The 23424-nt window shown below is 61.4% G+C and carries 26 protein-coding genes; 11 read left to right on the forward strand and 15 right to left on the reverse strand.

Features of this window, described 5'->3' with window-relative positions; genetic code table 11:
• Positions 1-4: 4 nt before the first annotated feature.
• From D109_RS0109275 to D109_RS0109285, 3 genes are read left to right on the forward strand one after another with little or no spacing between them, the layout of a single operon-like run.
• Entirely contained in the window at positions 5-376 is a 372-nt protein-coding gene (locus D109_RS0109275) for a YcfL family protein (RefSeq protein WP_017476648.1), read from the forward strand.
• A 35-nt stretch (positions 377-411) separates the two neighbouring features.
• Complete coding sequence (lpoB, locus tag D109_RS0109280; protein ID WP_017476649.1) at positions 412-999, forward strand: penicillin-binding protein activator LpoB; 588 nt, start codon at positions 412-414, stop codon at positions 997-999.
• A gap of 3 nt (positions 1000-1002) precedes the next feature.
• Entirely contained in the window at positions 1003-1746 is a 744-nt protein-coding gene (locus D109_RS0109285) for a hypothetical protein (protein ID WP_017476650.1), read from the forward strand.
• Positions 1747-1888: 142 nt separating this feature from the next.
• On the opposite strand, the gene D109_RS0109290 is transcribed toward D109_RS0109285, so the two are convergent.
• From D109_RS0109290 to D109_RS0109300, 3 genes are all read right to left on the reverse strand, one after another.
• Positions 1889-2521, reverse strand: a complete 633-nt coding sequence (locus D109_RS0109290; protein ID WP_017476651.1) for a LysE family transporter — start codon at positions 2519-2521, stop codon at positions 1889-1891.
• 184 nt (positions 2522-2705) lie between these two features.
• Positions 2706-3269 carry a mechanosensitive ion channel family protein gene (locus D109_RS0109295; protein WP_008439307.1) on the reverse strand — a complete coding sequence of 188 codons (564 nt, stop codon included), beginning with the start codon at positions 3267-3269 and terminating at the stop codon, positions 2706-2708.
• Positions 3269-5179 carry an ATP-binding cassette domain-containing protein gene (locus D109_RS0109300; RefSeq protein ID WP_003208841.1) on the reverse strand — a complete coding sequence of 637 codons (1911 nt, stop codon included), beginning with the start codon at positions 5177-5179 and terminating at the stop codon, positions 3269-3271. The genes D109_RS0109295 and D109_RS0109300 overlap by 1 nt, the downstream gene beginning before the upstream one ends.
• 50 nt (positions 5180-5229) lie before the next feature.
• Between D109_RS0109300 and D109_RS0109305 the strand changes: the two genes are divergently transcribed.
• Positions 5230-5691: a TIGR02444 family protein gene (locus D109_RS0109305; RefSeq protein WP_017476652.1), complete on the forward strand. Its 462-nt coding sequence runs from the start codon at positions 5230-5232 to the stop codon at positions 5689-5691.
• Here the strand turns inward: D109_RS0109305 and D109_RS1000000133965 are convergent.
• Positions 5688-6815, reverse strand: a complete 1128-nt coding sequence (locus D109_RS1000000133965) for an AlgP family protein (protein WP_152416342.1) — start codon at positions 6813-6815, stop codon at positions 5688-5690. The genes D109_RS0109305 and D109_RS1000000133965 overlap by 4 nt on opposite strands.
• A gap of 192 nt (positions 6816-7007) precedes the next feature.
• Between D109_RS1000000133965 and D109_RS0109325 the strand changes: the two genes are divergently transcribed.
• Positions 7008-7673 carry an FKBP-type peptidyl-prolyl cis-trans isomerase gene (locus D109_RS0109325; RefSeq protein ID WP_017476656.1) on the forward strand — a complete coding sequence of 222 codons (666 nt, stop codon included), beginning with the start codon at positions 7008-7010 and terminating at the stop codon, positions 7671-7673.
• Positions 7674-7726: 53 nt separating this feature from the next.
• Here D109_RS0109325 and D109_RS0109330 read toward each other — a convergent pair whose 3' ends face one another.
• From D109_RS0109330 to D109_RS0109360, 7 genes are all read right to left on the reverse strand, one after another.
• Entirely contained in the window at positions 7727-8185 is a 459-nt protein-coding gene (locus D109_RS0109330) for an Rsd/AlgQ family anti-sigma factor (protein ID WP_017476657.1), read from the reverse strand.
• Between the two features lie 206 nt (positions 8186-8391).
• Positions 8392-8913: a disulfide bond formation protein B gene (locus D109_RS0109335; RefSeq protein ID WP_017476658.1), complete on the reverse strand. Its 522-nt coding sequence runs from the start codon at positions 8911-8913 to the stop codon at positions 8392-8394.
• 237 nt (positions 8914-9150) lie between these two features.
• Complete coding sequence (locus D109_RS0109340; RefSeq protein ID WP_017476659.1) at positions 9151-10392, reverse strand: heme biosynthesis protein HemY; 1242 nt, start codon at positions 10390-10392, stop codon at positions 9151-9153.
• Positions 10393-10397: 5 nt separating this feature from the next.
• Entirely contained in the window at positions 10398-11516 is a 1119-nt protein-coding gene (locus D109_RS1000000134860; protein ID WP_017476660.1) for a uroporphyrinogen-III C-methyltransferase, read from the reverse strand.
• A gap of 18 nt (positions 11517-11534) precedes the next feature.
• Positions 11535-12302, reverse strand: coding sequence for a uroporphyrinogen-III synthase (locus D109_RS1000000134865; protein WP_017476661.1), 768 nt, complete (start codon positions 12300-12302; stop codon positions 11535-11537).
• Positions 12299-13240, reverse strand: coding sequence for a hydroxymethylbilane synthase (hemC, locus tag D109_RS0109355; protein ID WP_008439333.1), 942 nt, complete (start codon positions 13238-13240; stop codon positions 12299-12301). Before hemC ends, D109_RS1000000134865 begins: the two co-directional genes overlap by 4 nt.
• Before the next feature lie 138 nt (positions 13241-13378).
• Entirely contained in the window at positions 13379-14125 is a 747-nt protein-coding gene (locus D109_RS0109360) for a LytTR family DNA-binding domain-containing protein (protein ID WP_017476662.1), read from the reverse strand.
• A 564-nt stretch (positions 14126-14689) separates the two neighbouring features.
• Between D109_RS0109360 and argH the strand changes: the two genes are divergently transcribed.
• Positions 14690-16084 carry an argininosuccinate lyase gene (gene argH / locus D109_RS0109365; protein ID WP_017476663.1) on the forward strand — a complete coding sequence of 465 codons (1395 nt, stop codon included), beginning with the start codon at positions 14690-14692 and terminating at the stop codon, positions 16082-16084.
• A gap of 110 nt (positions 16085-16194) precedes the next feature.
• On the opposite strand, the gene D109_RS0109370 is transcribed toward argH, so the two are convergent.
• On the reverse strand, positions 16195-16854 hold the full coding sequence (locus D109_RS0109370) for a glutathione S-transferase family protein (RefSeq protein ID WP_017476664.1): 660 nt from the start codon (positions 16852-16854) through the stop codon (positions 16195-16197).
• Positions 16855-16979: 125 nt separating this feature from the next.
• On the opposite strand from D109_RS0109370, the gene D109_RS0109375 reads away from it, so the two are divergent.
• The 3 genes from D109_RS0109375 (at position 16980) to D109_RS0109385 (ending at position 20670) form a co-directional block, all read left to right on the forward strand.
• Positions 16980-17264, forward strand: coding sequence for a hypothetical protein (locus D109_RS0109375; protein WP_003208814.1), 285 nt, complete (start codon positions 16980-16982; stop codon positions 17262-17264).
• Positions 17265-17412: 148 nt separating this feature from the next.
• Entirely contained in the window at positions 17413-17661 is a 249-nt protein-coding gene (locus D109_RS0109380; RefSeq protein WP_017476665.1) for a TIGR02647 family protein, read from the forward strand.
• A gap of 168 nt (positions 17662-17829) precedes the next feature.
• Entirely contained in the window at positions 17830-20670 is a 2841-nt protein-coding gene (locus D109_RS0109385; protein ID WP_017476666.1) for a class I adenylate cyclase, read from the forward strand.
• On the opposite strand, the gene rnk is transcribed toward D109_RS0109385, so the two are convergent.
• The 3 genes from rnk to cyaY form a co-directional block, all read right to left on the reverse strand.
• Positions 20667-21077: a nucleoside diphosphate kinase regulator gene (gene rnk, locus D109_RS0109390; RefSeq protein WP_017476667.1), complete on the reverse strand. Its 411-nt coding sequence runs from the start codon at positions 21075-21077 to the stop codon at positions 20667-20669. The two genes, D109_RS0109385 and rnk, sit on opposite strands and share 4 nt — an antisense overlap.
• 131 nt (positions 21078-21208) lie before the next feature.
• Positions 21209-21427, reverse strand: a complete 219-nt coding sequence (locus D109_RS1000000132705; protein WP_026077858.1) for a DUF1289 domain-containing protein — start codon at positions 21425-21427, stop codon at positions 21209-21211.
• Positions 21428-21429: 2 nt separating this feature from the next.
• Positions 21430-21762, reverse strand: a complete 333-nt coding sequence (gene cyaY, locus D109_RS0109400; protein ID WP_017476668.1) for an iron donor protein CyaY — start codon at positions 21760-21762, stop codon at positions 21430-21432.
• A gap of 239 nt (positions 21763-22001) precedes the next feature.
• Between cyaY and D109_RS1000000132715 the strand changes: the two genes are divergently transcribed.
• Entirely contained in the window at positions 22002-22163 is a 162-nt protein-coding gene (locus tag D109_RS1000000132715) for a lipoprotein (RefSeq protein WP_003208801.1), read from the forward strand.
• Between the two features lie 9 nt (positions 22164-22172).
• Positions 22173-23420, forward strand: coding sequence for a diaminopimelate decarboxylase (gene lysA, locus D109_RS0109410; protein WP_017476669.1), 1248 nt, complete (start codon positions 22173-22175; stop codon positions 23418-23420).
• Positions 23421-23424: the final 4 nt, after the last annotated feature.

Genomic DNA, 23424 nt, shown 5'->3' on the forward strand with positions numbered 1-23424 from the left:
CGCTATGCGTCATTTCATCCTCGGCGCCCTGGCGCTGATCCTGCTGGCCGGTTGCGCCACCCCGCCACCGCCGGAACCCGGCAGCGCCGCGAGCAAAGTCGTGGTGATGGGCAAGTTCAAGGGCATCGCAGTGGGCGCCATCCGCGTCGCCCGGGAAAACGGTTTCCTGACCGCCAAGGTGCAGTTGAGCAATATCACCAGCAGCAACCAGATGATGTATTACCGCTTCGCCTGGCTGGGTGCCGACGGCTTCCCGGTGGGCGACGAAGAGACCTGGAAAGTGCTGAACCTCTACGCCAACCAGGCGACCTTCCTGCCGGCCATCGCCAACCTGCCCCAGGCCGCCGACTTCCGCCTGGAAGTGAAGACGCCTTGATCCGCCCACTCATTCAGTTTCAGAGAGACATCCCCATGTTTGCACGCTTCTCGTTCCTCGCCGTGGTTGCCGTTCTGGCCAGCGGCTGCGCCAACACCTCGCCGGTACTGGGCGGTAAAAACATCAGCTACGGCGACACCAAGGCCGTGGAACTGGTGACCAACGAGTTCGGTTCCACCGACCTACAGATGATCGCCGAAAGCATGACCCGCTCCCTGGCCCAGTCCGGCATCCTCCAGGGCCGCCCGGTGGTGCAGGTGTATGACGTGAAGAACAAGACCAGCGAGTACATCGATACCCGCGAGATCACCACCTCGATCAAGACCCAGCTGATGAAGACCGGGACCGCCCGCTTCGCCAGCGACAACACCGACATGCAAAGCCAGGTCGACCAGCTGAAGCTGCAGAACCAGAGCGGCCTGTACAAGAAGTCGACCGTCAGCAAGACCGGCAACATGGTCGCCGCCAAATACCGTCTGGAAGGCTCCATCAGCTCCATCGTCAAGCGCAGCTCGGACTACAAGGACGTGTTCTACAAGTTCAGCCTGCAACTGATTGACGTTGAAAGCGGCCTGGCCGAATGGATGGACGAAAAAGAAATCCGCAAGACCACGGAGCGCTAAACAATGCGTGCATGGATCGGCATGATCGGCCTGCTGTGCGCCTTTGGCGCCTCGGCCGCACCGAAGATCGCGGTGACCGACCTGGCCTACGAGGCCCGGGTGGAGGAGTACATCCACCAGATCGCGGCCAGCAACAACTTCCAGGCCAGCGCCTACAACGCCAGCGGCGGCTCGAGCTACAGCGAGTACGAGAGCCGCAACAGCTACATCGAGCAGACCGAACTGCGCAAGTTCAGCGGCGACATAAAGGGTGAAATCCTCAAGTCGCGGCAGTTCCAGCTGGTGCAAGGCACGCCTTACACCGCTGACGCCAAAGGCGATGTGTATGACGTGATCAAGCGGATCAAGGCCGGTAACTTCAAGGGCGCGGACTACGTGTTGTTCGGCACCTTGTCGGACATCGACTTCACCCAGGACGTCAACGCCCTGGACCACACCAACAGTTATTCGGCGGTGCTGGGCCTGACGCTGGTGGCGGATTTCAGCCTGATCAACACCCGCACCTTTGAGATCACCTCGGCGTTTACCGCCATGGGCGAAGGCCAGGACACCAAGCTGGTGAACAACCGTGACGTGCGCGTGAGCCTGAACCGGCCGCGTGTGGTGCGGGAAGTGTCGAAGGCGTTGGGCGAGGATGTTGCGCGGCAGTTGGCCGAGCAGCTTGGCGGTGGTTATCAGGAAGCACCCGGGCAGCCTGCATTGCGCAATAACCTGCCACGGGATGAAGCGCCGAAGATCCTGCGCTGAACGAAAAATCCCGCTACCGACATAAAACCAATGTGGGAGCGGGCTTGCTCGCGAACGCGGTGGGTCAGTCAATACATCTGGTGACTGACACTGCGCATTCGCGAGCAAGCCCGCTCCCACATTTTTGATCCGGTTTCGTCAATTACGCCGTTGCGCGATGCAGGCTGGCCAGGAACCCCGCCGCCCCAACGAACAAGCCAGCAAACGTGCGGTTCATACGTTTCTGCTGCTTCGGTGTACGTAGCAAGCGCAACACTTTCGAAGCCAGCCCGGTATAGCCAGCCATCACGATCATGTCCACGCAGATCATGGTCGCGCCCAGGATCAGGTACTGGTTCAGCAACGGCGCCTGCGGGTTCACGAACTGTGGCAACACCGCCAGCATGAACACCAGGGCCTTGGGGTTGCTGGCGTTGACCAGGAACCCACGGAACATCATCGCCATCGGCTTGCCGAGCGGGCGAATCGCCGCGTCATCGCTCAGGTCGGTTGGCAGCGCGCGCCATTGCTTGATGGCCAGGTACACCAGGTACGCCACACCGAACCACTTGATCGCATAGAACGCGGTTGAAGACGCCGCGAGAACCGCACCCAGGCCGCCGGCAACCACGGCGATTTGCATCGCCAGGCCCAGTTGCAGGCCCAGGGCATTCCAGTAACCGCGCAGAAAACCGTATTGCAGGCCGCTGGACATCGACGCAATGGCGCCAGCGCCCGGAGAGAGACTGATGATCCAACTGGCCAGGAAAAAGGCCAGCCATGTGTCGAGTGCCATTACACACCTCACAGCTGAGTTTGCTGAATGTTTCTAAACTAACGCTGCTGGCCGAGAAATGGCTACAAAAATTTTGGGGTGTGCCTTTGTGGCGAGGGAGCTTGCTCCCGCTGGAGTGCGTAGCGCTCCCGGCTTTTTTGGGGCAGCTGCGCAGCCCAGCGGGAGCAAGCTCCCTCGCCACAGGTTAAGGCAGCACGTCACTGCCGCGCCAACGGCGCACCGAGCGCTGGAAGAACAGGCTATTGGGCACTTGCACCATGACACTGCCCGTCCCGGCCTCTTCCACTTCGATCAGCGTGGTGTAGAGCAAGTTGATCGCCACCACCCGACCTTTTACGCCGGGCTTGTCGACGGTGTCCACCAGCTCGACCACGTCACCAAGACGGAACGGCCCGACGGTGAAGATCAGGATGGCGCACAGCAGGTTGGACAACACCGACCACATGGCGAAGAACGCCACTGCGGCCACCGCCACAAAGCCCGACAACGCCGTCCACAGCACCGTGGCGGACACGCCCAGGCGCTCCAGCACGAATATCAGCGCGCTGCCCATGATCAGCCAGCGCAGGCCGCCGCGCAGGGGCATCAGCAACTGCGGCGGGAACGGATAACGTTCCCCCAGGCGGTTCAAGCATTTGGCGACGAAACGCTGGGCGAGGTAGCCAGCCAGCAGGATCAGCAGAATCTGTACCGCCACCCAGATCGGCGCGATCCATTGGGCCGGCAGTGGCAGTTGCAGCGCCTCCATCAGGACAGCGCCTCCAACTCCGCTTGCAAGGATTCCAACAGTTCAAGGGCTTCCATCCAGGTCTCCTCCAACTGCGCTTCACGTACCTTGAGCTTGGCCTGTTCGGCCAGCAGGTCGCGCAATTCATCCTTGCGGGCCGGCTCGTACACGGCGCTGTCACCGAGGCTGGTTTCGATCTTCGCCAGCTTCTCGTGGATCTTGCCCAACTCGGCTTCCAGCTTGTCGGCTTCACGCTTGTGCGGTGCCAACTGCTGACGTAGCGCAGCAGCGGCCTGGCGCTGGGCCTTCTTGTCGGTCTTGTCCGGATTGACCGGCGTGTTGCTGACCGGCGCGTTGCGCAGGCGGTAGTCCGACAGCCAACGGGCGTAGTCTTCCAGGTCGCCGTCGAATTCCTCGACCTTGCCGTCAGCCACCAGCAGGAAGTTATCCGTGGTGCTCTTGAGCAGGTGCCGATCGTGAGACACCACCAACACCGCGCCGCTGAATTCCTGCAGGGCCATGGTCAGCGCCAGGCGCATTTCCAGGTCCAGGTGGTTCGTCGGTTCGTCGAGCAGCAGCAGGTTTGGCCGGTCCCAGGCGATCAACGCCAGGGCCAGGCGGGCCTTTTCGCCACCGGAGAAATTCAGCACCGGCTCGTCGATGCGCGCGCCACGGAAGTCGAAACCACCGAGGAAGTCCCGCAGGGTCTGTTCCCGCTCGGTCGGCGCCAGGCGCTGCAAGTGCAGCAGTGGGCTGGCCTTGGCGTCGAGGGAGTCCAACTGGTGCTGGGCGAAATAGCCCACCACCAGGTTCTCACCGCGCACCAGGCGGCCGGCCAAAGGCTGCAATTCGCCCGAGAGGTTTTTGATCAGGGTCGACTTGCCCGCGCCGTTGGGGCCGAGCAGGCCGATCCGCGCGCCAGGGGTGAGCTGTAACTTGACCTTCTCGAGGATGGTCTTGTCGCCATAACCCAGTCGGGCATCGGACAGGTCCAGCAACGGGCTGGAGATTTTCACCGACTCGCGGAACACAAAGTCGAACGGTGAATCGACGTGGGCCGCCGACAGCTCTTCCATGCGTTCCAGGGCCTTGATCCGGCTCTGCGCCTGACGGGCCTTGGTGGCCTGGGCCTTGAACCGGGCGATGTAGCTTTCCATGTGCGCGCGTTGCGCCTGCTGCTTCTCGTACGCCTGCTGTTGCTGGGCCAGGCGTTCGGCGCGGGCGCGTTCGAAGGCGCTGTAGCCACCGCGGTACAGGGTGATTTTCTTCTGGTCGACGTGAGCGATGTTGTCGACCACGGCGTCGAGGAAGTCCCGGTCGTGGGAAATCAGCAGCAAGGTGCCCGGATAGCTTTTCAGGAAGTCTTCCAGCCACAGGATCGCATCGAGGTCCAAGTGGTTGGTCGGCTCATCGAGCAGCAATAGGTCCGAGGGGCACATCAGCGCCTGGGCCAGGTTCAGGCGCATGCGCCAGCCGCCGGAGAAGTCGGCGACCGGACGGTCCATCTGTTCGTTGGTAAAGCCAAGGCCGGCAAGCATCTTGCGGGCGCGGGCGTCGGCGGTGTAACCGTCGGCGCTGTCCAGTTCCGAGTGCAGGCGGGCCTGTGCGGCGCCGTCCTGGGCTTTCTCGGCCTCGGCGAGGTCGTGTTGCACCTGGCGCAGGCGCAGGTCGCCATCGAGCACGTAGTCGATCGCAATGCGGTCGAGGGTGTCGATCTCCTGGCGCATATGGGCGATGCGCCAGTCGGCCGGTAGCAGACAGTCCCCGGAATCAGGCGTCAGCTCACCCAGCAGCAAGGCGAACAACGTGGATTTGCCGGCGCCGTTGGCACCGATCAGGCCGGCTTTGTGACCGGCGTGCAGGGTCAGCTCGGCGTCTTCGAGAAGACGTTGCGGGCCACGCTGTAATGTTAGGCTTTGAAGTCGGATCATAATGGCGGCGGAGTCTACCAGCTTCGTTGGCCGCTGGCTTGGGTGTGAATATGTGCGCTGACCTGTGGAGCTTTGCCCTCTCGACTTACGCCCGCCCGGGCGCCGAGCACGCGTGCCTGCGCTTGCAGGCGCAAGGGGCCGACGTGTGCCTGATGTTATGCGGGTTGTGGTTGGAGCAACGTGGTGTGGCGCCGCAACCATTGCGTTTGCAGGCACTGCGGCAGATCGCCGGGCCGTGGCAGGCAGGGGTGGTTGAACCGCTGCGGCAAATACGCACGCAATGGCGGGCCCTGGCGCAGCAGGATGCTGAGCTGGGAGCGTTAAGGGAGCGGGTCAAGGCCCTGGAGCTGGAAGCCGAACGGCTGCTGTTGTCGCGTCTGGAAGGTGTGGCGCAAGGGTGGCCGATGGCCGATGTGAAAGATCAAGCATGGCTTGAAGGACTGGCGGCCGGAGCCGCCAACCTTGACCACGACGCGCTGCATCAGCTGCGCGCCGCAGTCACCAGCACTTAGGAAGCGCTGGTTGGGGTGACGCTTGGCGCTGCCGGTGCAGGCGTGCTGCTGGCCGGAGCGGTTGGCGCTGCGGTGCTGGCAGCCGGTGCGGCCGGTGTTGCAGGCTTTGCAGCTGGGGTAGCTGGCTTGGCTGGTGCAGGCTTGGCGGCTGCTGGTTTTGCGGCTAGTTTGGCCGCTGGTTTCGCAGCAGCAGGTTTAGCAGCTGGCTTCGCGGCGGGTTTTGCAGCAGCAGGTTTAGCGGCCGGCTTCGCAGCTGGTTTCGCAGCAACAGTTTTAGCAGCCGGCTTGGCAGCTGGTTTCGCAGCAGCGGTTTTAGCGGCTGGCTTCGCGGCGGGTTTTGCAGCAGCAGGTTTAGCGGCTGGCTTGGCAGCTGGTTTCGCAGCAGCGGTTTTAGTGGCTGGCTTGGCAGCTGGTTTTGCAGCAGCAGTTTTAGCAACTGGCTTGGCGGCTGGTTTCGCAGCAGCGGTTTTAGCAGCTGGCTTGGCGGCTGGTTTCGCAGCAGCGGTTTTAGCAGCTGGCTTGGCGGCTGGTTTCGCAGCAGCGGTTTTAGCAGCTGGCTTGGCGGCTGGTTTCGCAGCAGCGGTTTTAGCAGCTGGCTTGGCGGCTGGTTTCGCAGCAGCGGTTTTAGCAGCTGGCTTGGCCGCAGCTTTTGCAGGTGCCTTGGCGGCGGCGGCTTTGCTGGCTGGCTTCTTCGCTGCGCTGGCTGCAACAGCTTTGGCCGGAGCACGGGTGCTCAGCACTTTGCCTACAGCTTCCTTCACGCGACCAACACCCTGAGCCAGTTTCAGGCTCTCGGAAGCATCACGCTTGAGTTGGGAAATGTAGGTGCGGGTTTCGGATTGACGATCCTTGAGGGCGTCGAGCAAGTCCTCAAGTTCTTTGACGGCGTCCTTGGCTTTGGCTTGTGCCTTGGCTTTGCCAGCGGTCGCTGCGCCTTGCAGTTTGGTACGGGATTTATGCAGTTTTTCCTGAGCTTTGCCGCGTTGTTTTTCAAGCTTGGCGAGCAATTTCTCTGCATCAGCCAAGGCTTGTGAACAAGCGTTTTCCAAATGTTCGAGCAGGCTGCCCGAAAGTTGTTGGAGCAAATGCAACGGGGTATTTACAGGCTTCTGTTTGGCCGACATGGTTTACCTCCTGGCTGACGTGGGTGCGGCTCATACTAGCCCTCTGCTCTTACCGCCGCTAGGGCATGTTGACAGTATCGATTGGCTTGCGTTGCACCGCACGAAAATTCTTATTGATATAACGAAAATCCGCGCCACTTTTTAAGCATTCACACTGGCATAATCCATCGCACTTTCGGCTGGAGAACGCCCATGTCGCGTTACCTTTTTTTAGTGTTGAGCGTGGCGCTTTCAGTGGCCAATGCGAGTGAGAAATCCCCGTCCAAAGATGACCACGACCTGGCCTACAGCCTGGGCGCCAGCCTGGGTGAGCGACTGCGCCAGGAGATGCCGGGCCTGCAAATCGAGGCACTGATCGACGGACTCAAACAGGCCTATCAAGGTAAGCCACTGGCCCTGGACGACACACGCATCGAACAGATCCTTGCCCAGCACGAAGCGCAAAACGCACCGGACAATCGAGCACCACAAAGTGAAAAAGCACTCGCCGCCGAACAACAATTTTTAGCCAGTGAGAAATCCAAAAGTGGCGTGCGCGAATTGGCAGACGGCATCCTGTTGACCGAACTGGCCCCTGGCAGCGGGAAGAAACCGGCGGCCGATGATCGCGTGCAAGTGAATTATGTTGGGCGGTTACCCGACGGGACCGTCTTCGACAAGAGCACGCAACCCCAGTGGTTTCGCCTGGACAGCGTGATCAGCGGCTGGCGTAGTGCGTTGCAGCAGATGCCGGTGGGCGCGAAGTGGCGCCTGGTGATTCCATCCGACGAAGCCTATGGCGCTGAGGGTGCGGGCGAGTTGATCCCACCTTATACGCCGCTTGTATTCGAGATCGAATTGCTTGGCGCGGGTGCCTGAACCCAAATGAAAAACGGTGCGCAATGCGCACCGTTTTTTTGTGTGGCGGCGAGTCAGGCTTTAGCCGTCAACTCTTCCTTGTGAGCGTTGTGCAGCACTTCGATCAGGCAATCTTCCAGTTCGAAACGCTCGTGAAGCAAACCGCCCAACTCTTTGAATTTTTCTGCAACGCACTTGCCGGCATCACACAGGTCGTTGAACGCCAGCAGCTTTTCGGTGATGACATCGATGCGCGGGTAAATCGTCTCTGCCAAGTCCAGGCCACGTTGATCGTCGAAAGCCTCGGCCTCTTTGGTCAACTGCTCGTAGATACCGAAGTGCCCCGCCGAGACGTAATCCACCAATACCCCACAGAATTCCTGCAACGGCTTGCGGTTCTCGCTGAGCGCTTCGGGCCTGGCACCGAGAGCATCAAAGGCCCGAATCAGTTCGTGACGCGCTTTCAACCAACTATCGATCAGTTTATGCACCCCACCCCAGCGTTCCTGAGCATTCTGACAACTTTCCAGCATGATGATCTCTCTTCCCTATAGGGGCGCCGCACACTGCCCGCGCAACACTTCAAGGTTGAAGCGGCAACCGGGCAAAGGTGCATCGAACAATCTGTTTCAATAACGCGTGCGGGCCAGATTATGCCCGCATGACTATGGCATCAAGGTACGCAGGAGAGAAAGTTCATACAAGTGTTTAATCCCTTCCTACAACCTGCGGGCACCTCTCAGTGCCGTGCAAGGCCAAAACGCTGGCTCAGCAGCAACCGCGAGAACTGCGCTACGCCAAGGATCAGCATGGCCACGAAGAACAGCAGGCTCCACTCGGGAATACTCAAGTCGAACAGCGTCCAGTTGATTTCCACGCAGTCGACGGTGCCCTTGAAGATCAACGCCAACGCCTCCTGGAGCGACAGGTTTTCGATCATGGATTGAAGGCCAGGCCAACAGGCAGGCAGCTGTTCCGGCGGTGTATTTTGCAGCAGCACCTGGCGTACGGCGGTGATGGCGCCTAACACTGCGCAGCCCATACTGGCCGCCCAGTACAGGTAGATCCCGGACCGCTTGGGCCCATGAATCGCCGCCACCAGATTGATCAGCGTGAAGGCAGCCACAAGAATTCGTTGCACCTGACACAGGAAACAAGGCCGCAAAAGCGCGGCATATTCCAGGTAAAAGGACGCGCCCAGCGTCAGCGCACCAGCCAGGAACGCCAGAAGGAACAGGGAGCGTGAGGGGGCCAGAGACATTGTTTATCCGCAACGCAAGAGATAGGTAGTTACGGTAGAGGAAAGGCCTTACCCCTTTCAATACGCGCCAGAGCAGACGATTCCGCGAGAGCGTAGGGATATCCCGTCAGAAGATGAGCGATTAAACGCGCGTCTGCGTAGGAGTTTACTACAAGCCATATTGACTACAGCTACGGGGCGCTAATGAAGGGTTGGCCTCCAGAAAATCCTGAGGCAACCCTTACACCGTTTCCTACGTCAAACCCGTGCCGGCACCGGCAGCGGTGAAGCCAGCAGACGCTTGTCCAGCAGGCCCAGGCCTTCCTGGAACAACTGGTTGCTGCGCTCGGTGTCGCCCAACTGCGCCAGCAGGCGCGCCAGTTCGGCACAGGCCTCGGGGTTGCGCTGCACCTGCAGGCTGCTTTCCAGGTAGTCCCGCGCCTTGCCCCACAGGCTGTTTTGCAGGCACAGGCGTCCCAGGGTCAGCAACAGGCTGGCGTCGCCTGGATGATCCTTGAGCCAGCCTTCGGCAAACTTCAGTTGCTTCGCCGGATCGCTGCCACGCAGCAGGCCGTAGAGCCTGATCAGATGGCTGTCGTACTCGCGCTTGAGCGCACCGCGCAGCACTTCTTCAGCCTTGGCATCCGCGCCCAATTGGCGCAGTTGTTCGGCGTACGCCAGCACCAGTTGCGGCTCCTGGCGCTGGGCGGAAGTGAGTTGTTGCCAAGCTCGCTCAAGGGATTGCTGACCGGCCTCGCCCTGCTCTTCGCGCTGGGCAGCCAAGGTCAGGTTCTCGCCCCAGGCGCGACGCTCCAGGTCAGCCAGTTCGGCAGGGGGCAACGCTTTGTCCTTGCGCAGCTCCGGCAACAGCCGGATTACCGAAGACCAATCACCGCGCTGTTGATACAGCCGCTGTAATTGGCGCAATACCTGGACGTTATGCGGATGACGCTCATGCATGGCCTGCAAAGTGACCAGGGCGCCATCAGTGTCGCCACGGTCCATCTGCAACTGCGCATGACTCAAGGCCACCGCCAGTTCGGCCTGGGGCTGGCGTTCCAGCGCGCGCTCCAGCAGGCCGTCCGCCTCCTCATAACGCCCCTGCTCGTTAGCCGCGCGGGCGGCACCGAGGTAGTAGAGCAATGGCTGGCGCTCCGCTTCGGCCGCTCGGTGCAAGTGACGCTCGGCGCTGGCCCAGCGCCCTTCGGCGAGATCCATCTGGCCCTGTTCAATGGCGACCTGCACCCGACGGCTGCGATTGCGCCGCGACCACGGGTTGACCACACCACCCGAAGTCAGCACCAGGCTAAGCAGCACCCGGACCAGGTAGATCGCCAGACCGATGGCAAACAGCGCCACCAGCGTCGACCACAGCCCGGACTCGTAATGCAGCACATGGGGATAGGTAATCAGCACGTAACCGGTGTGTTTCGAGATGCCCACGGCCAGTGCCAGGGCGATCGCAATCGCCAGCACCAGGATCACATAGAAGCGCTTCATTGGCTTTACTCCTGGGTCGCCGGCTTGCCAGCGGAAGCCTTGGCTTCTTCGGCAGACAGGTGGCGACGGTCAAGGTAAGCCTGCACGGCAGCCAGGCTCGCGGCCAAGTCCGGCGTTACCACCGAGACGGCCTTGGGCTCGAGCTCGGCAATACGCGCCAGCATGGCTTTGCTTTGCGGGTTGTCTTGATTGAAGTTGTCCTGCAACACGCTGCGGGCCTCGCCGAGGGAGCGACTGTACACCGCTGGCTCGCCATTGAGCGACGCCCACTGCGCCTGCTCCAGCGCCAGGCTCAAGGCCAGGCGCACCTGGTTCAGGCCTTGCCCTGCCAGCAGCGGACGAATGTTGTCATCGGGGTTGAAGTCGATGCGGAAATACCGCGAGATCTGCTCCCACCACTGGCTCCAGCGGTTGTCCGTATCGGTCGTCGGACGCCCCTCATTGGCCGCTTCCGGGAGTTGGTATTCCGGAGCGATGGCCGCGAGTTGCACGACCTGATCGCGCAATGCCGCCAGTTGCAGGTACAACCCGGTACGGTCCGGCTGTTCGATATTGCGCAACGCGGCGAGGCTCTTGGCCAACTGCTCACGGGCGGCGTACGAGCCGGGGTCACTTTGTTCGCGAAGGATTTCGTCAGCGCCCTGGACCAGTGCCTGGGCACTGTTAATGTCCTGCAAGGCGGAAAGACGCAGGCTGGCCAGGCGGATAAGGTGTTCGGCCTCGGCCAGGCGCCAGTCCTGGCGGCTGGCGCCCAGCACGGTTTCCAGGCGCTGGCTCAAGCGCTGCTGGTCGCCCTGCAACTGGGCCACCAGCCGACGGCGCTCTTCCAGTTCGTCAGCACCCGGCAGTTGCCCCAGGCGCGCAGACAACTGCTGCTGGCTCTGTTTGAGGCTCTGGGACTGGTCGTCCAGGGTTTGCACTTGGCCCAGCTGTTGCTGGCTGCTCGCCTGCAGTGCGCGGACCTGCCAGATCCCCCAGCCACCGGCGGCAACACCGGCTGCGCCGAGTAATAAGGCCACGATAGCCAGGCCGTTGCCACGGCGCGGGGCGGTGGTGACCGGTGTCTCAACAGGCGCATCAAGCGCGGGCTGAGCTTCATCTTTAGGCAAGGCTGTTTCGCTCACGTATCCATCCTTTGCGTATTAGAGAGTGGGAACGGAGAAACTCCGTAACGCCACTAACAAAGCCGCGGCACTGGCGCCACGACAATCCACAACTTCTTGCGCGCCAGCGGCACGCGCCATCTCGGCGACTCGCGGGCTGGGCACAAACAACGGCAGTTGTGCCACCAGGGGCCAATCTGTGCCGGCCAGGGCTTGCAGGTGTAAAAAACCCTGCCCACTGCTGACCACCACGCCGTTCAAGCGTTCCACGTTTATGCGTTGGGTCAGAGCTGCACTGTCGTAATCCGGCAGGAAACGGCGGTACAACTCCAGATAGTCGACACTAGCACCTTGCTCGCGTAAACGCTCAGCCAGCAGCTCTCTCCCGCCCTCGCCCCGCAGGATCAGCACCCGGCCACCGGGCTGTGCAATAGCCTCGCGCAAGGCAGCCAATTCAAGCAAGGCCTCACTGTCGTCACCGTCCTGGGGACAGCTGACATCAAGGCCGTGGTCGGCCAACACCTTCGCCGTAGCGGCGCCGACGCTGAACCATGGCAACGCCGGAGGTTGCGGCCAGTGTTGCGCCAACAACTGCACGCCCAGGCGCGCCGCCGGCTTGCTCACCACGATCACCGCACAATAACGGTCCAGCTCGCGAAAGATCGCGTGTTGCTCAGGCGTGACGGGCAGCGCTTCGATCTCCAGCAACGGCAGGCTGCTGCTGAAAATACCTTCCTCAGATAAGGTCGCTGCCAGGGCCGCCGACTCCTCGGCGGGCCGCGTCAACAGCACACGCCATTGCGTCACTGTGGGCCGGCCTCGCCGTACACCGCTTGCAGGATGGCCCCGGCGCCTTTTTCCAGCAGCTCTTCGGCGACTTTGATACCCAGGCTGGTCGCCTCGCTTTGCGGCCCGCGAATCTCTGCAGTGAGCAGCAACCCACCACTCGGGTCGCCCACCAGGCCACGCAGCCAGAGGTTCTCGCCCTCCAGCACGGCGTAACAGGCGATCGGCACCTGGCAACCACCGTTGAGGTGTTTGTTCAGAGCGCGTTCGGCGGTGACGCGAATTTCAGTGTCCTGGTGGTCCAGCGGCTTGAGCAGCGCATGAATTTCGCTGTCGGCGGTGCGGCACTCGATACCCACGGCGCCTTGCCCGCCAGCCGGCAAGCTGTCTTCAACGCTGATGGCCGAGGTGATGCGGTCTTCAAAACCCAGGCGGATCAGGCCGGCTGCCGCGAGGATGATCGCGTCATATTCACCGGCATCCAGCTTGGCCAGGCGGGTATTGACGTTGCCCCGCAGGAAACGGATTTGCAGGTCTGGGCGGCGGGTCAGCAACTGTGCCTGGCGACGCAGGCTGGAGGTGCCGACGACGCTGCCCAGCGGCAGCTCGTCAAGAGAGGCGTAGGTATTGGAAACGAAAGCATCGCGTGGGTCTTCGCGCTCGCAGATGCAAAACAGGCCTAGGCCTTCGGGGAAGTCCATGGGCACGTCTTTCATCGAATGCACGGCGATGTCGGCTTCGTTCTCCAGCAGAGCGGTTTCCAGTTCCTTGACGAACAGGCCCTTGCCGCCGATTTTCGACAATGGCGAATCAAGCAGCTTGTCGCCGCGACTGACCATGGGCACCAGGGACACCTTGAGGCCGGGATGGGCCTGCTCAAGACGTGCTTTGACGTATTCGGCCTGCCATAAGGCCAGGGCGCTTTTACGGGTGGCGATGCGGATTTCGCGAGAGGACATGGATCAATCCGTACTGAATAGATACGGCAGATAATAACAGCTCAGGCAAAGCCGCTTTGATTTGAATCAGCAAGTGCGGGGCCTCCCTGGCCGCGTCGCACCGGGATATGGACGGTGAAGCTCGCGTCAGCCCTTGGGCTAAAGCTGCTGCATCATCTTGCGCACACCGGCGACATGGCGCCGGCTGACGATCAAGGCATCGCCATTGAGTCCCTTCAGGAACAGTTGAAAGTGCCCAAGCGGCGTGCGCTGCAGGCGCTCGATGCGCTCGCGTGCCACCAGCGCATTGCGGTGGATGCGCACAAAGCGGTCGCCAAATTCATCTTCCAGCGCCTTGAGTGGCTCATCGAGCAGCACTTCACCGGCCTCGTGACGCAAGGTCACGTACTTGTGATCGGCGATGAAATAGACCACCTGATCCAGGGGAATCAGTTCGATGCCCTTGCGGGTGCGGGCACTGATATGGCTGCGCGGCCCGTTGCCGCCCTGGGCTGCGGGCTGGGTCAAGGCGGCCAGTTGGACACGATTGGGACGCTCGGCCTTTTTCAAGGCACGAAGCAAGGCATCGGCGTTGATCGGCTTGACCAGGAAACTGGCGCCGCTGGCATCCAGGGCCTCGGAAGAGAACTCATCCTGGGAGGCGCACAGCACCACCGAAGGCGGCGATTCTCGCTCGCTCAGGCGGGCAGCAACCTGCAAGCCATCAAGGCCCGGCATGCGGATGTCGAGTAACACGACGTCCGGCTTGAGGCTGTCAATAAGGGCCAAGGCTTCCTCGCCACTGGTGGCGCTCGGCTCAAGGACACTGTAACCCTCGAGTTCACTGACCAAACGGCTCAGTCGCTCGCGGGCTTGGGGTTCGTCATCAACGATCAGGACATTCATATTGCGCTGGATTCCTGCGTGAGTCTCGCACAAGGATAGCGTAGACAGGTGCGGTGACTTCCGTCACGGCGATCCACGCTAAGACTAGCGCGAGCGGCAAAAAGTGCCCCGAGAGTGGCACCAATATTTACCCGGACCTGTTCAATCGCGCCCAAAACCTGCTGCCTTCGGGCATCGTCGTAGGGTTTGCTGATACACAATATGAACACCCCCTTTCTAATGGATAGCCTTTAGTTCGACCTCATCGCCCGGCATTGGTGCAGTGCACCGTCTGTCAGCGCGACGCTCTATCAGTGCAACTGTAGACGCTCGCGAAGACGATATTGCTCAATCGTCAAATATCGTTTCAATAAACACGCTTTGTTTACCCAAGGACCGTTAGTTTTAAACCCCCGTTCGGTCCTGGTTCCAGTCTCGTCCTGCGCGAGGCCGGCGGCAAGGCACTTAGCCATCTTGGAAACAAATAAAAATGCCCCGCCCTGGCATCATCGCCTCAGGGAGCAACCCTGTTATTATCGGCGCCACACTTTCATGCCCTCTTTCCAGCAGATCACGAGCGAATCCATGAGCACCGACAAGACCAACCAGTCCTGGGGCGGCCGCTTCAGTGAACCCGTCGACGCCTTCGTCGCGCGCTTCACCGCCTCCGTCACCTTCGACCAGCGCCTGTACCGCCACGACATCATGGGCTCGATCGCCCACGCCACGATGCTGGCCAAGGTCGGCGTACTGACCGATGCCGAGCGCGACAGCATCATCGACGGCCTGACCACCATCCGTGGCGAGATCGAAGCCGGCACCTTCGACTGGCGCGTCGACCTGGAAGACGTGCACATGAACATCGAGGCCCGCCTCACCGACCGCATCGGTGTGACCGGCAAGAAACTGCACACAGGTCGCAGCCGTAACGACCAGGTGGCCACCGATATCCGCCTGTGGCTGCGGGACGAGATCGACCTGATCCTGGCCGAAATCACCCGCCTGCAAAAAGGCCTGCTGGAGCAGGCAGAGCGTGAGTCCGGCACCATCATGCCCGGCTTCACCCACCTGCAAACCGCACAGCCTGTGACCTTCGGCCACCACCTGCTGGCCTGGTTCGAAATGCTCAGCCGCGACTACGAGCGCCTGGTGGACTGCCGTAAGCGCGCCAACCGCATGCCCCTGGGCAGCGCCGCACTGGCCGGCACCACCTACCCGATCGACCGCGAATACACCGCGCAACTGTTGGGTTTCGACGCCGTGGGCGGCAACTCTCTGGACGGCGTGTCGGACCGTGACTTCGCCATCGAATTCTGCGCCGCCGCCAGCATCGCGATGATGCACTTGTCGCGTTTCTCCGAAGAGCTGGTGCTGTGGACCAGTGCGCAATTCCAGTTCATCGACCTGCCGGACCGCTTCTGCACCGGCAGCTCGATCATGCCGCAAAAGAAAAACCCCGACGTGCCGGAATTGGTGCGTGGCAAAAGCGGCCGTGTATTCGGCGCGCTGATGGGCCTGTTGACCTTGATGAAAGGCCAGCCGCTGGCCTACAACAAGGACAACCAGGAAGACAAGGAACCGCTGTTCGACGCCGCCGACACCCTGCGCGACTCGCTGCGGGCCTTTGCCGACATGATCCCGGCGATCAAGCCCAAGCACGCCATCATGCGTGAAGCGGCCCTGCGTGGTTTCTCCACCGCCACCGACCTGGCCGACTACCTGGTACGCCGCGGCCTGCCGTTCCGTGACTGCCACGAAATCGTCGGCCATGCCGTGAAATACGGCGTGGACACCGGCAAGGACCTGGCGGAAATGAGCCTGGAAGAACTGCGCCAGTTCAGCGACCAGATCGAGCAGGACGTGTTTGCGGTGCTGACCCTGGAAGGCTCGGTGAATGCCCGTAACCATATCGGCGGGACTGCGCCGGCGCAGGTGAAGGCTGCCGTGGTTCGCGGCCAGGAATTGCTCGCCAGCCGCTAAAAGCTTCGCGAGCAAGCCCGCTCCCACATTTGACCGAGTGCCACCTTTGGAATGCAGTCGAATGTGGGAGCGGGCTTGCTCGCGAAAGCGTCATCACAAACACCCAAGATTTATTTCTTGGCAGCAATCATCGCCATAAACGCCGGCATCGCCGCTTCCTTGTCCGCCGCTACCCGCTGGGCATTCGGCAACGCCTGCAAGCGCTCCAGCAACGCCTTGGCCTTCGGCAACTCAGCCAACAGATCCAGCCCGAACAGCTTCCCAGCCACGGCACAGGCCAGGTCCACGCTGTACACAAAATACAAATCCGCAATCGTGAAGCTGTCCCCCGCCACATACGGCGCGAACTTCCCGTGCCGCCCCAGCGATGCGACGCCCAGCAATAACTCCGCCCTGGATTTTTCCTTGATCGCCTCAGGTACCGGCATTCCGAAAAACGCCTCGGCAAAACACGCCCGGGCCGGCAACTCGATGTACAACTCGATTTCCCTGCACAACGCCAGCACCTGGGCGCGCTGGAACGGATCGCTCGGCAACAGCGATCGCCCTCCCTGGGTCTGTTCGATGTATTCGAGGATCACGCTGGTTTCGTTGATAAAGCCTTGCTCGACACCCAGCACCGGCACCTTGCCCCGCGGGCTCACAGCCAATGCTTCAGGGGTCTGGCCTGCGTAGAACGGCACCTCTTCGAAGGGCAGCCCTTTCTCCAGCAGCGCCAGTTTGACCATGTTGTAGTAGTTGCTGACCGAAAATCCATAAAGCTTGAGCATCACAAAGCCTCCAGGCCGTGTACGGGGTTGGCAGCAGTGGTTATAGAACGGGATGCCATGCCTGACCAGCAGCATCAGCCGAGTGAATGGGGGTAGACTGGCGCCCTTTCCTCCAGGAGCCTGCCATGAGCGAGCCAACCGATATCGACAACGACGAAGAAGAGTTCGCCGAGACCACCTTGATTGAAGCGATCGAAAACCAGATCGAAAGCGACAACCCGCCCGCCGCCAAGGCCACGTTCAACAAGCTGACCCTGGTGGGCTACGAGCGCGAAGACATCCTGCAAATGATGGCCCACGTACTCGCCATCGAGATCGACGCCCTGCTCGAAGAAGACCGGGCCTTCAATACCGAATGGTATGAAACTGCCTTGCGCGCCCTGCCCGAGCTGCCGCCCGAGAAGCAATAAGCCCGACACCGCGCTGGCCAGCAAGCGCTTGCTGGCCACAATCCTGCGCCACATCAACCCTGCATGAGTTCCGACTGGACAGCTCGCCTAAGTGCGTTCACCTTATGGCTGCTAACGTCTAAAAATTCCTAGAAAGTCTGGAGTCCTTATGTCGTATACCCCTGAGTTGGTTGCCGAACTGGAAATCCTTGCACTCTTCAACCTGGGCAGCTCCCAGGAAGGTCTGAAAGTTCATCAGACCGCCGCTCCCACTGCCATTGCCGCTGCCCGGCGCCTGTTTGAAAAAGACCTGATCGACCAGCCAGACGGTGGTTACCTCACCAGCCTTGGCCGGGATGCTGCCGAACACGCACAAAGCCTGCTGACTATTCTGAAGACCAGCAAAGAAGCCGCCTGACACCTCGAATCGCCCACGGGATCCTCTTTTCACGGATTCCGCGGGCATTTCTGCGCCTGGGATAAAATTCTGGCGCCAAAAACAAAATCCCGCTAAACCTCCTACGCTACTGGTTGTAAACTCCCACTCGGCCGCCCACGTCGGGCCCTGCGAGCCACCGAGTTCGACATGACCCGCACCCATGAAATCCGCCCCGACCTGGACGAAGGCATCGACCGCAAGGTGCTGACCCAGTTGCGCGCGCGGTTTCTGGCCCTTAACGAGGGCCGCATGGCCCGGGCCGTCGAAGGGCTGACGCCGCGCCAGCAAAGCGTACTGACGCTGTTGCCGCTGTTTTTCCACGTCAATCACCCGCTGCTCCCGGGTTATGTGTCGGGCAGCACACCGGCCGGCCTGTCGAACTTTGAACCCGACGCGCAAGCGTTGGCAGAAGCCCAGCGCCTGACCCGCACGTTTTCCTACAAGCCACGGCACGGCAACCCACCGCGCCCGATTCATGGCCTGTTCCTGATGGGCAGCCTGGGCACACTGGCCCAGGCCGATCAAAGTGATATGGACGTGTGGGTCTGCCACGCTGACGATCTCAGCGAGAACGAGCTGGCCGAGCTACGAAAAAAATGCCAATTGCTGGAAACCTGGGCCCTGACCATGGGCGCCGAGGCGCACTTCTTCCTGATCGAGCCGACACGTTTTATCCAGGGTGAGCGCGACACCCAACTGAGCTCGGAAGACTGCGGCACCAGCCAGCATTACCTGCTGCTGGACGAGTTCTACCGCACCGCCATCTGGCTGGCCGGGCGCACGCCGATCTGGTGGCTGGTGCCGGTGTATGAAGAAACCCGCTACGCCGAATTCACCCACGCGCTGATCTCCAAGCGCTTTATCCGCGCCGATGAAACCCTCGACCTGGGCCATCTGGCCCACATCCCGCCGGGTGAATTTATCGGCGCCGGCCTGTGGCAGTTGTTCAAGGGCATCGAATCGCCCTACAAGTCGGTACTCAAACTCCTACTGACCGAGGTCTACGCCAGCGAACACCCGAAGGTGCAGTGCCTGAGCCTGCGCTTCAAGCGGGCGGTTTTTGCCAACCAGATGGACCTGGACGAGCTGGACCCGTACATCGTGGTCTACCGCCGTATCGAGGAATACCTCAAGGCCCGCAACGAACCGGAGCGCCTGGAACTGGTGCGACGCGCCCTGTACCTGAAGGTCAACCTCAAGCTCACGGCCGGCCAGCGCACCGACCGCTGGCAACGTTTGCTGCTGGAGCGCCTGGCCCATGAATGGGGTTGGGACCAGCGCCAACTGGCGCTGCTGGACAGCCGCAGCCAATGGAAAGTCCGCCAGGTGGCCTCCGAGCGCCGGGCGCTGGTCAATGAGCTGAACTACAGCTATCGCTTCCTGACCCAGTTTGCCCGCACCGAACAGACCGTCAGCCTGATCAACAAGCGCGACCTCAATGTGCTCGGCCGGCGCCTGTACGCCGCCTTCGAACGCAAGGCCGGCAAGGTTGAGTTCATCAACCCCGGCATTGCCCCGGACCTGGCCGAAGACACCCTGACCCTGGTGCACGCGCCCAACCGCAAAGAACCGGGTCAGCACCATTGGGGCTTGTACAATGGCAGCCTGACCGCCCTGGAATGGGAGCACTTCGCACCGATCAAGCGCAGCCGCGACCTGCTGGAAATGCTCACCTGGTGCCACCGCAACGGCGTGATCGACAGCAGCACCCGCCTGGCCTTGCACCCCGGCAGCAGCGACATGACCGAATTCGAGCTGTTCAACCTGCTGGGCAGCCTGCAACAGACCGTCGCCCTGCCCATGGCCAGCGTGGATGAGGAACGCCTGCTGCGCTCGGCAGTGCCCGAGGAAGTGCTGCTGTTGATCAACGTCGGCGTCGATCCGCTCAAGCACCACCGCGACCTGAATATCCTGATGACCACCGAGCGCACCGACTCCCTGAGTTACGCCGGCGTGCGGGAAAATCTGGTGCTAACCCTGGACCAGGTCACGCTCAACAGCTGGAACGAGGTAATGGTCAGCCGCTACGACGGCCCCCACGCGCTGCTCGACTGCCTGCGGGATTACCTGAATCAGCTGCCGGCCAATCACCTGCCGCGATTGCGGGTGCGTTGCTTCTGCCACAACCGCGCGCAATTCATTGCCCAGCGCGTGGAAGAAATCTTCGACACCGCGCAAAACCTGATGCTGAGCCAGGAAAACCACCGCTACCTGGTGCAGGTGCAGCAGCACTACCACGTGATGGAACTGACACCCGGCCAAGCCAACCATGTGTCACTGGCGACCCAGGACGCGCTGATTGCCTACCTCAGCGAGGAATTGGCCAGCTACAGCCCGCTGCACCTGGACACCATGGCCCTCGAAGACCACGACCTGGCGCTGTTGCTGCCCATGGGCCTGCCCGACTGCGTGCAGGTGTTCTACCGGATCAACGAAGGGGTTGCCGAGCTGTACGTGCTGGATGAATTCAACGCGCTCTGGCAGCAGCGCCTGCCGTTTCACGACGAGCAAAGCCTGTTGGTGCCGCTGCAGCGCTTCCTGCAATCGATTATTTATCGGCGCGACGCGCTGCTGCCGCTGGACCCGCAACAGCCTCTCGGCGCGGTGCAAATCCTGTATTACCAGCTGTTGCCGTCAGGCAGCGGCCGCGCACGTCGGGCCGAACCGCGCACAGCGCCGCAAACCCCGGCCAATAAACCGTTCTACGACGTGCAGGCGATTATCGGCAAGGCAGCGCCGGGCCAGGTGGGGATCACCTTGTACTGCAATCAACGGGAGTTTTCCGAGCTGGAATTTGGCGACCAACTGTTTGCGGTGGTCGCCCAGCAAATCGTCGGGCAACGCCGGGAGGCCGAGCGTTACCGCTGCTACATCACCGATCTGGACCTGTCCGGCCTGCTCGGTGATGTTCAAAGCCCGAGCAATCTGTACCTGCGCTACAAAGCTGATCTGGAACTGGCGCTCAATGAAGCGCTGAACCAGGTTTAGAGAGGAAAGGCGCCACCGTCTTTCGGCTGGCCTTCGACGCCAAGCAATTCAAGCTTGAGGGTCTTGCCACCCGGCGCTGGCCAGTCGATGTGCTGGCCGACTTGCAGGCCCAACAAAGCGCTGCCCACCGGCGCCAGGATCGAGATTTTGCCTTCGTCGGCGTTCGCGTCCTTGGGGTAGACCAGGGTCAGGTGATAGTCCTTGCCACTGCCTTGTTCACGGCAATGCACGCTGGAGTTCATGGTCACGACAGTTGCAGGCACTTCATCGTGGCCAACCACTTCTTCGGCGCGGTCGAGTTCGTGTTGCAGGGCTTCAACGCCCGGCGACGCCTCGCCGACACGGTCGATCAGTTGCTCAAGACGCTGCACGTCAAGACGGGTGAGGATGATGGAAGGTGCGGTCATGATTCAGGCAGACTCCTTTTTTCTGCACAAAAAAGCAAAACCCCGCCAGGAAAAGGCGGGGTTCTCACGGACCTCGATGAGTTGAGGTGTATCCGGACACTACCACAGCACAATAAATAAACAAGACGGCCTCAGGTGGAGGCCCTGCGCTGCTCGGCCTGGGCGACGATCACGCGGCGCCGCGCATCATCGGCGGAGCGCCATTCCCGGATGTCTTCCACATGACGGAAGCAGCCGAGGCAGACTTTGTGCTCATCCAGCCGACATAAACTGATACAAGGTGACGGCACCGCCGGGCTGACATTGCTGAACAGCGGCTTGGGCGGGCGTACGGGTACGGGCTGCGTCACGATCAGATCTCGTCGAAGTCCAGCTCGACGCCGGTATATTCATGAATCAGGCGCGTGAGCATCTCGCCCAACAACTCTTCGCTCTTGTCGCACTGCCATTTGCCGCTTTCTTCGTCGTAGTCGAAGTGAACGCCACCGGAGCGCGCAGCCAGCCACAGCTGACGCAGCGGTTCCTGGCGACTGAAGATCAGTTGCTGGCCACTCTCAAACTTGACGGTCAGCACACCAGCCGAGTTCTCCAGGTCCACATCCAGACCGCTGTCGTCGAAAATATCCTCCAGCGCTTGCTGGGTCGAATCCACCAGGTCGTGAAAACGGGCTTCGGTCAAACTCATTGTGGGAACCTCGAAAAGTGTCTGGTCTCGCTCAAGCGCCGCACAATACGGACGCGCCATCATGATTGCAAAGGATACCGATTTCATTACCCGCAGCTGCGTGAATTATCCCTGACTGGTGTAAGCGCAATCGCGACAAACTCGGCAAAGCCCCGCCGGACGGGTATTTCGGCACATAGGCAATCCGGCGGGTGGTCGGTATACTCGGGCGCAATTAATGCATATTCAAGGATTTCGCCATGAAGCGCCTGATCTCTTCCCTTGCTGCGCTCGTCGCGGTCGCTTGCCTCGTTAGTGCCTGTGGTCAAAAAGGCCCGCTGTATCTGCCCGATGACAGCAAAGACCCGAATGAACAGGCGCAATCGTCGCAAACCAAAGCGCACAAGCACGACACCTACTAAGGGAACATCATGGACGCTTTTAACTACCGGGACGGCGAGCTGTTCGCGGAAGGTGTCGCGCTGTCCGCCATTGCCGAGCGCTTTGGTACCCCGACCTACGTGTACTCCCGTGCCCACATCGAAGCGCAATACCGCTCCTTTGCCGACGCGCTGGAAGGCACGCCAAGCCTGGTGTGCTACGCGGTAAAAGCCAACTCCAACCTGGGTGTACTGAATGTCCTGGCGCGCCTTGGCGCCGGTTTCGACATCGTGTCCCGTGGCGAGCTGGAGCGTGTACTGGCCGCCGGCGGCAAGGCTGACAAAATTGTGTTCTCCGGTGTCGGCAAGAGCCGCGAAGACATGCGCCGCGCCCTGGAAGTTGGCGTGCACTGCTTCAACGTCGAGTCCACCGACGAGCTGGAGCGCCTGCAAGTGGTGGCCGCCGAGATGGGCGTTCGCGCACCGATCTCCCTGCGGGTCAACCCGGACGTCGACGCCGGCACTCATCCGTATATTTCTACCGGCCTCAAAGAGAACAAGTTCGGCATCGCCATTGCCGACGCCGAAGACGTGTACATCCGCGCCGCCCAACTGCCGAACCTGGAAGTATTGGGCGTCGACTGCCATATCGGCTCGCAACTGACCAGCCTGCCACCGTTCCTCGACGCCCTCGACCGCCTGCTGGCGCTGATCGACCGCCTCGGCGAATGCGGCATCTACCTGCACCACATCGACCTCGGTGGCGGCGTGGGCGTGCGCTATCGCGACGAAGAGCCGCCGCTGGTTTCCGACTACATCAAGGCCGTGCGCGAGCGCACCGAAGGCCGCGACTTGACGCTGATGTTCGAGCCAGGCCGCTACGTCGTCGCCAATGCCGGCGTGCTGTTGACCCAGGTCGAGTACCTCAAGCACACCGAGCACAAGGATTTTGCCATCGTCGACGCGGCGATGAACGACCTGATCCGCCCGGCGCTGTACCAGGCCTGGATGGACGTGACGGCCGTCAAGCCACGCGCTGGCGAAGGCCGCACCTACGACGTGGTCGGCCCGATCTGCGAGACCGGCGACTTCCTGGCCAAGGAACGTCAGCTGGCCCTGGAGGAAGGCGACTTGCTGGCCGTGCATTCGGCCGGTGCCTACGGGTTTGTCATGAGCTCCAACTACAACACCCGCGGGCGTACCGCCGAGGTGCTGGTGGACGGTGATCAAGCGTTTGAAGTGCGTCGCCGCGAGACGGTAGCCGAGTTGTTTGCTGGCGAAAGCCTGCTGCCGGAGTAAGGCC

This window comes from Pseudomonas sp. PAMC 26793, from assembly GCF_000313235.1.
Classification (GTDB): domain Bacteria; phylum Pseudomonadota; class Gammaproteobacteria; order Pseudomonadales; family Pseudomonadaceae; genus Aquipseudomonas; species Aquipseudomonas yamanorum.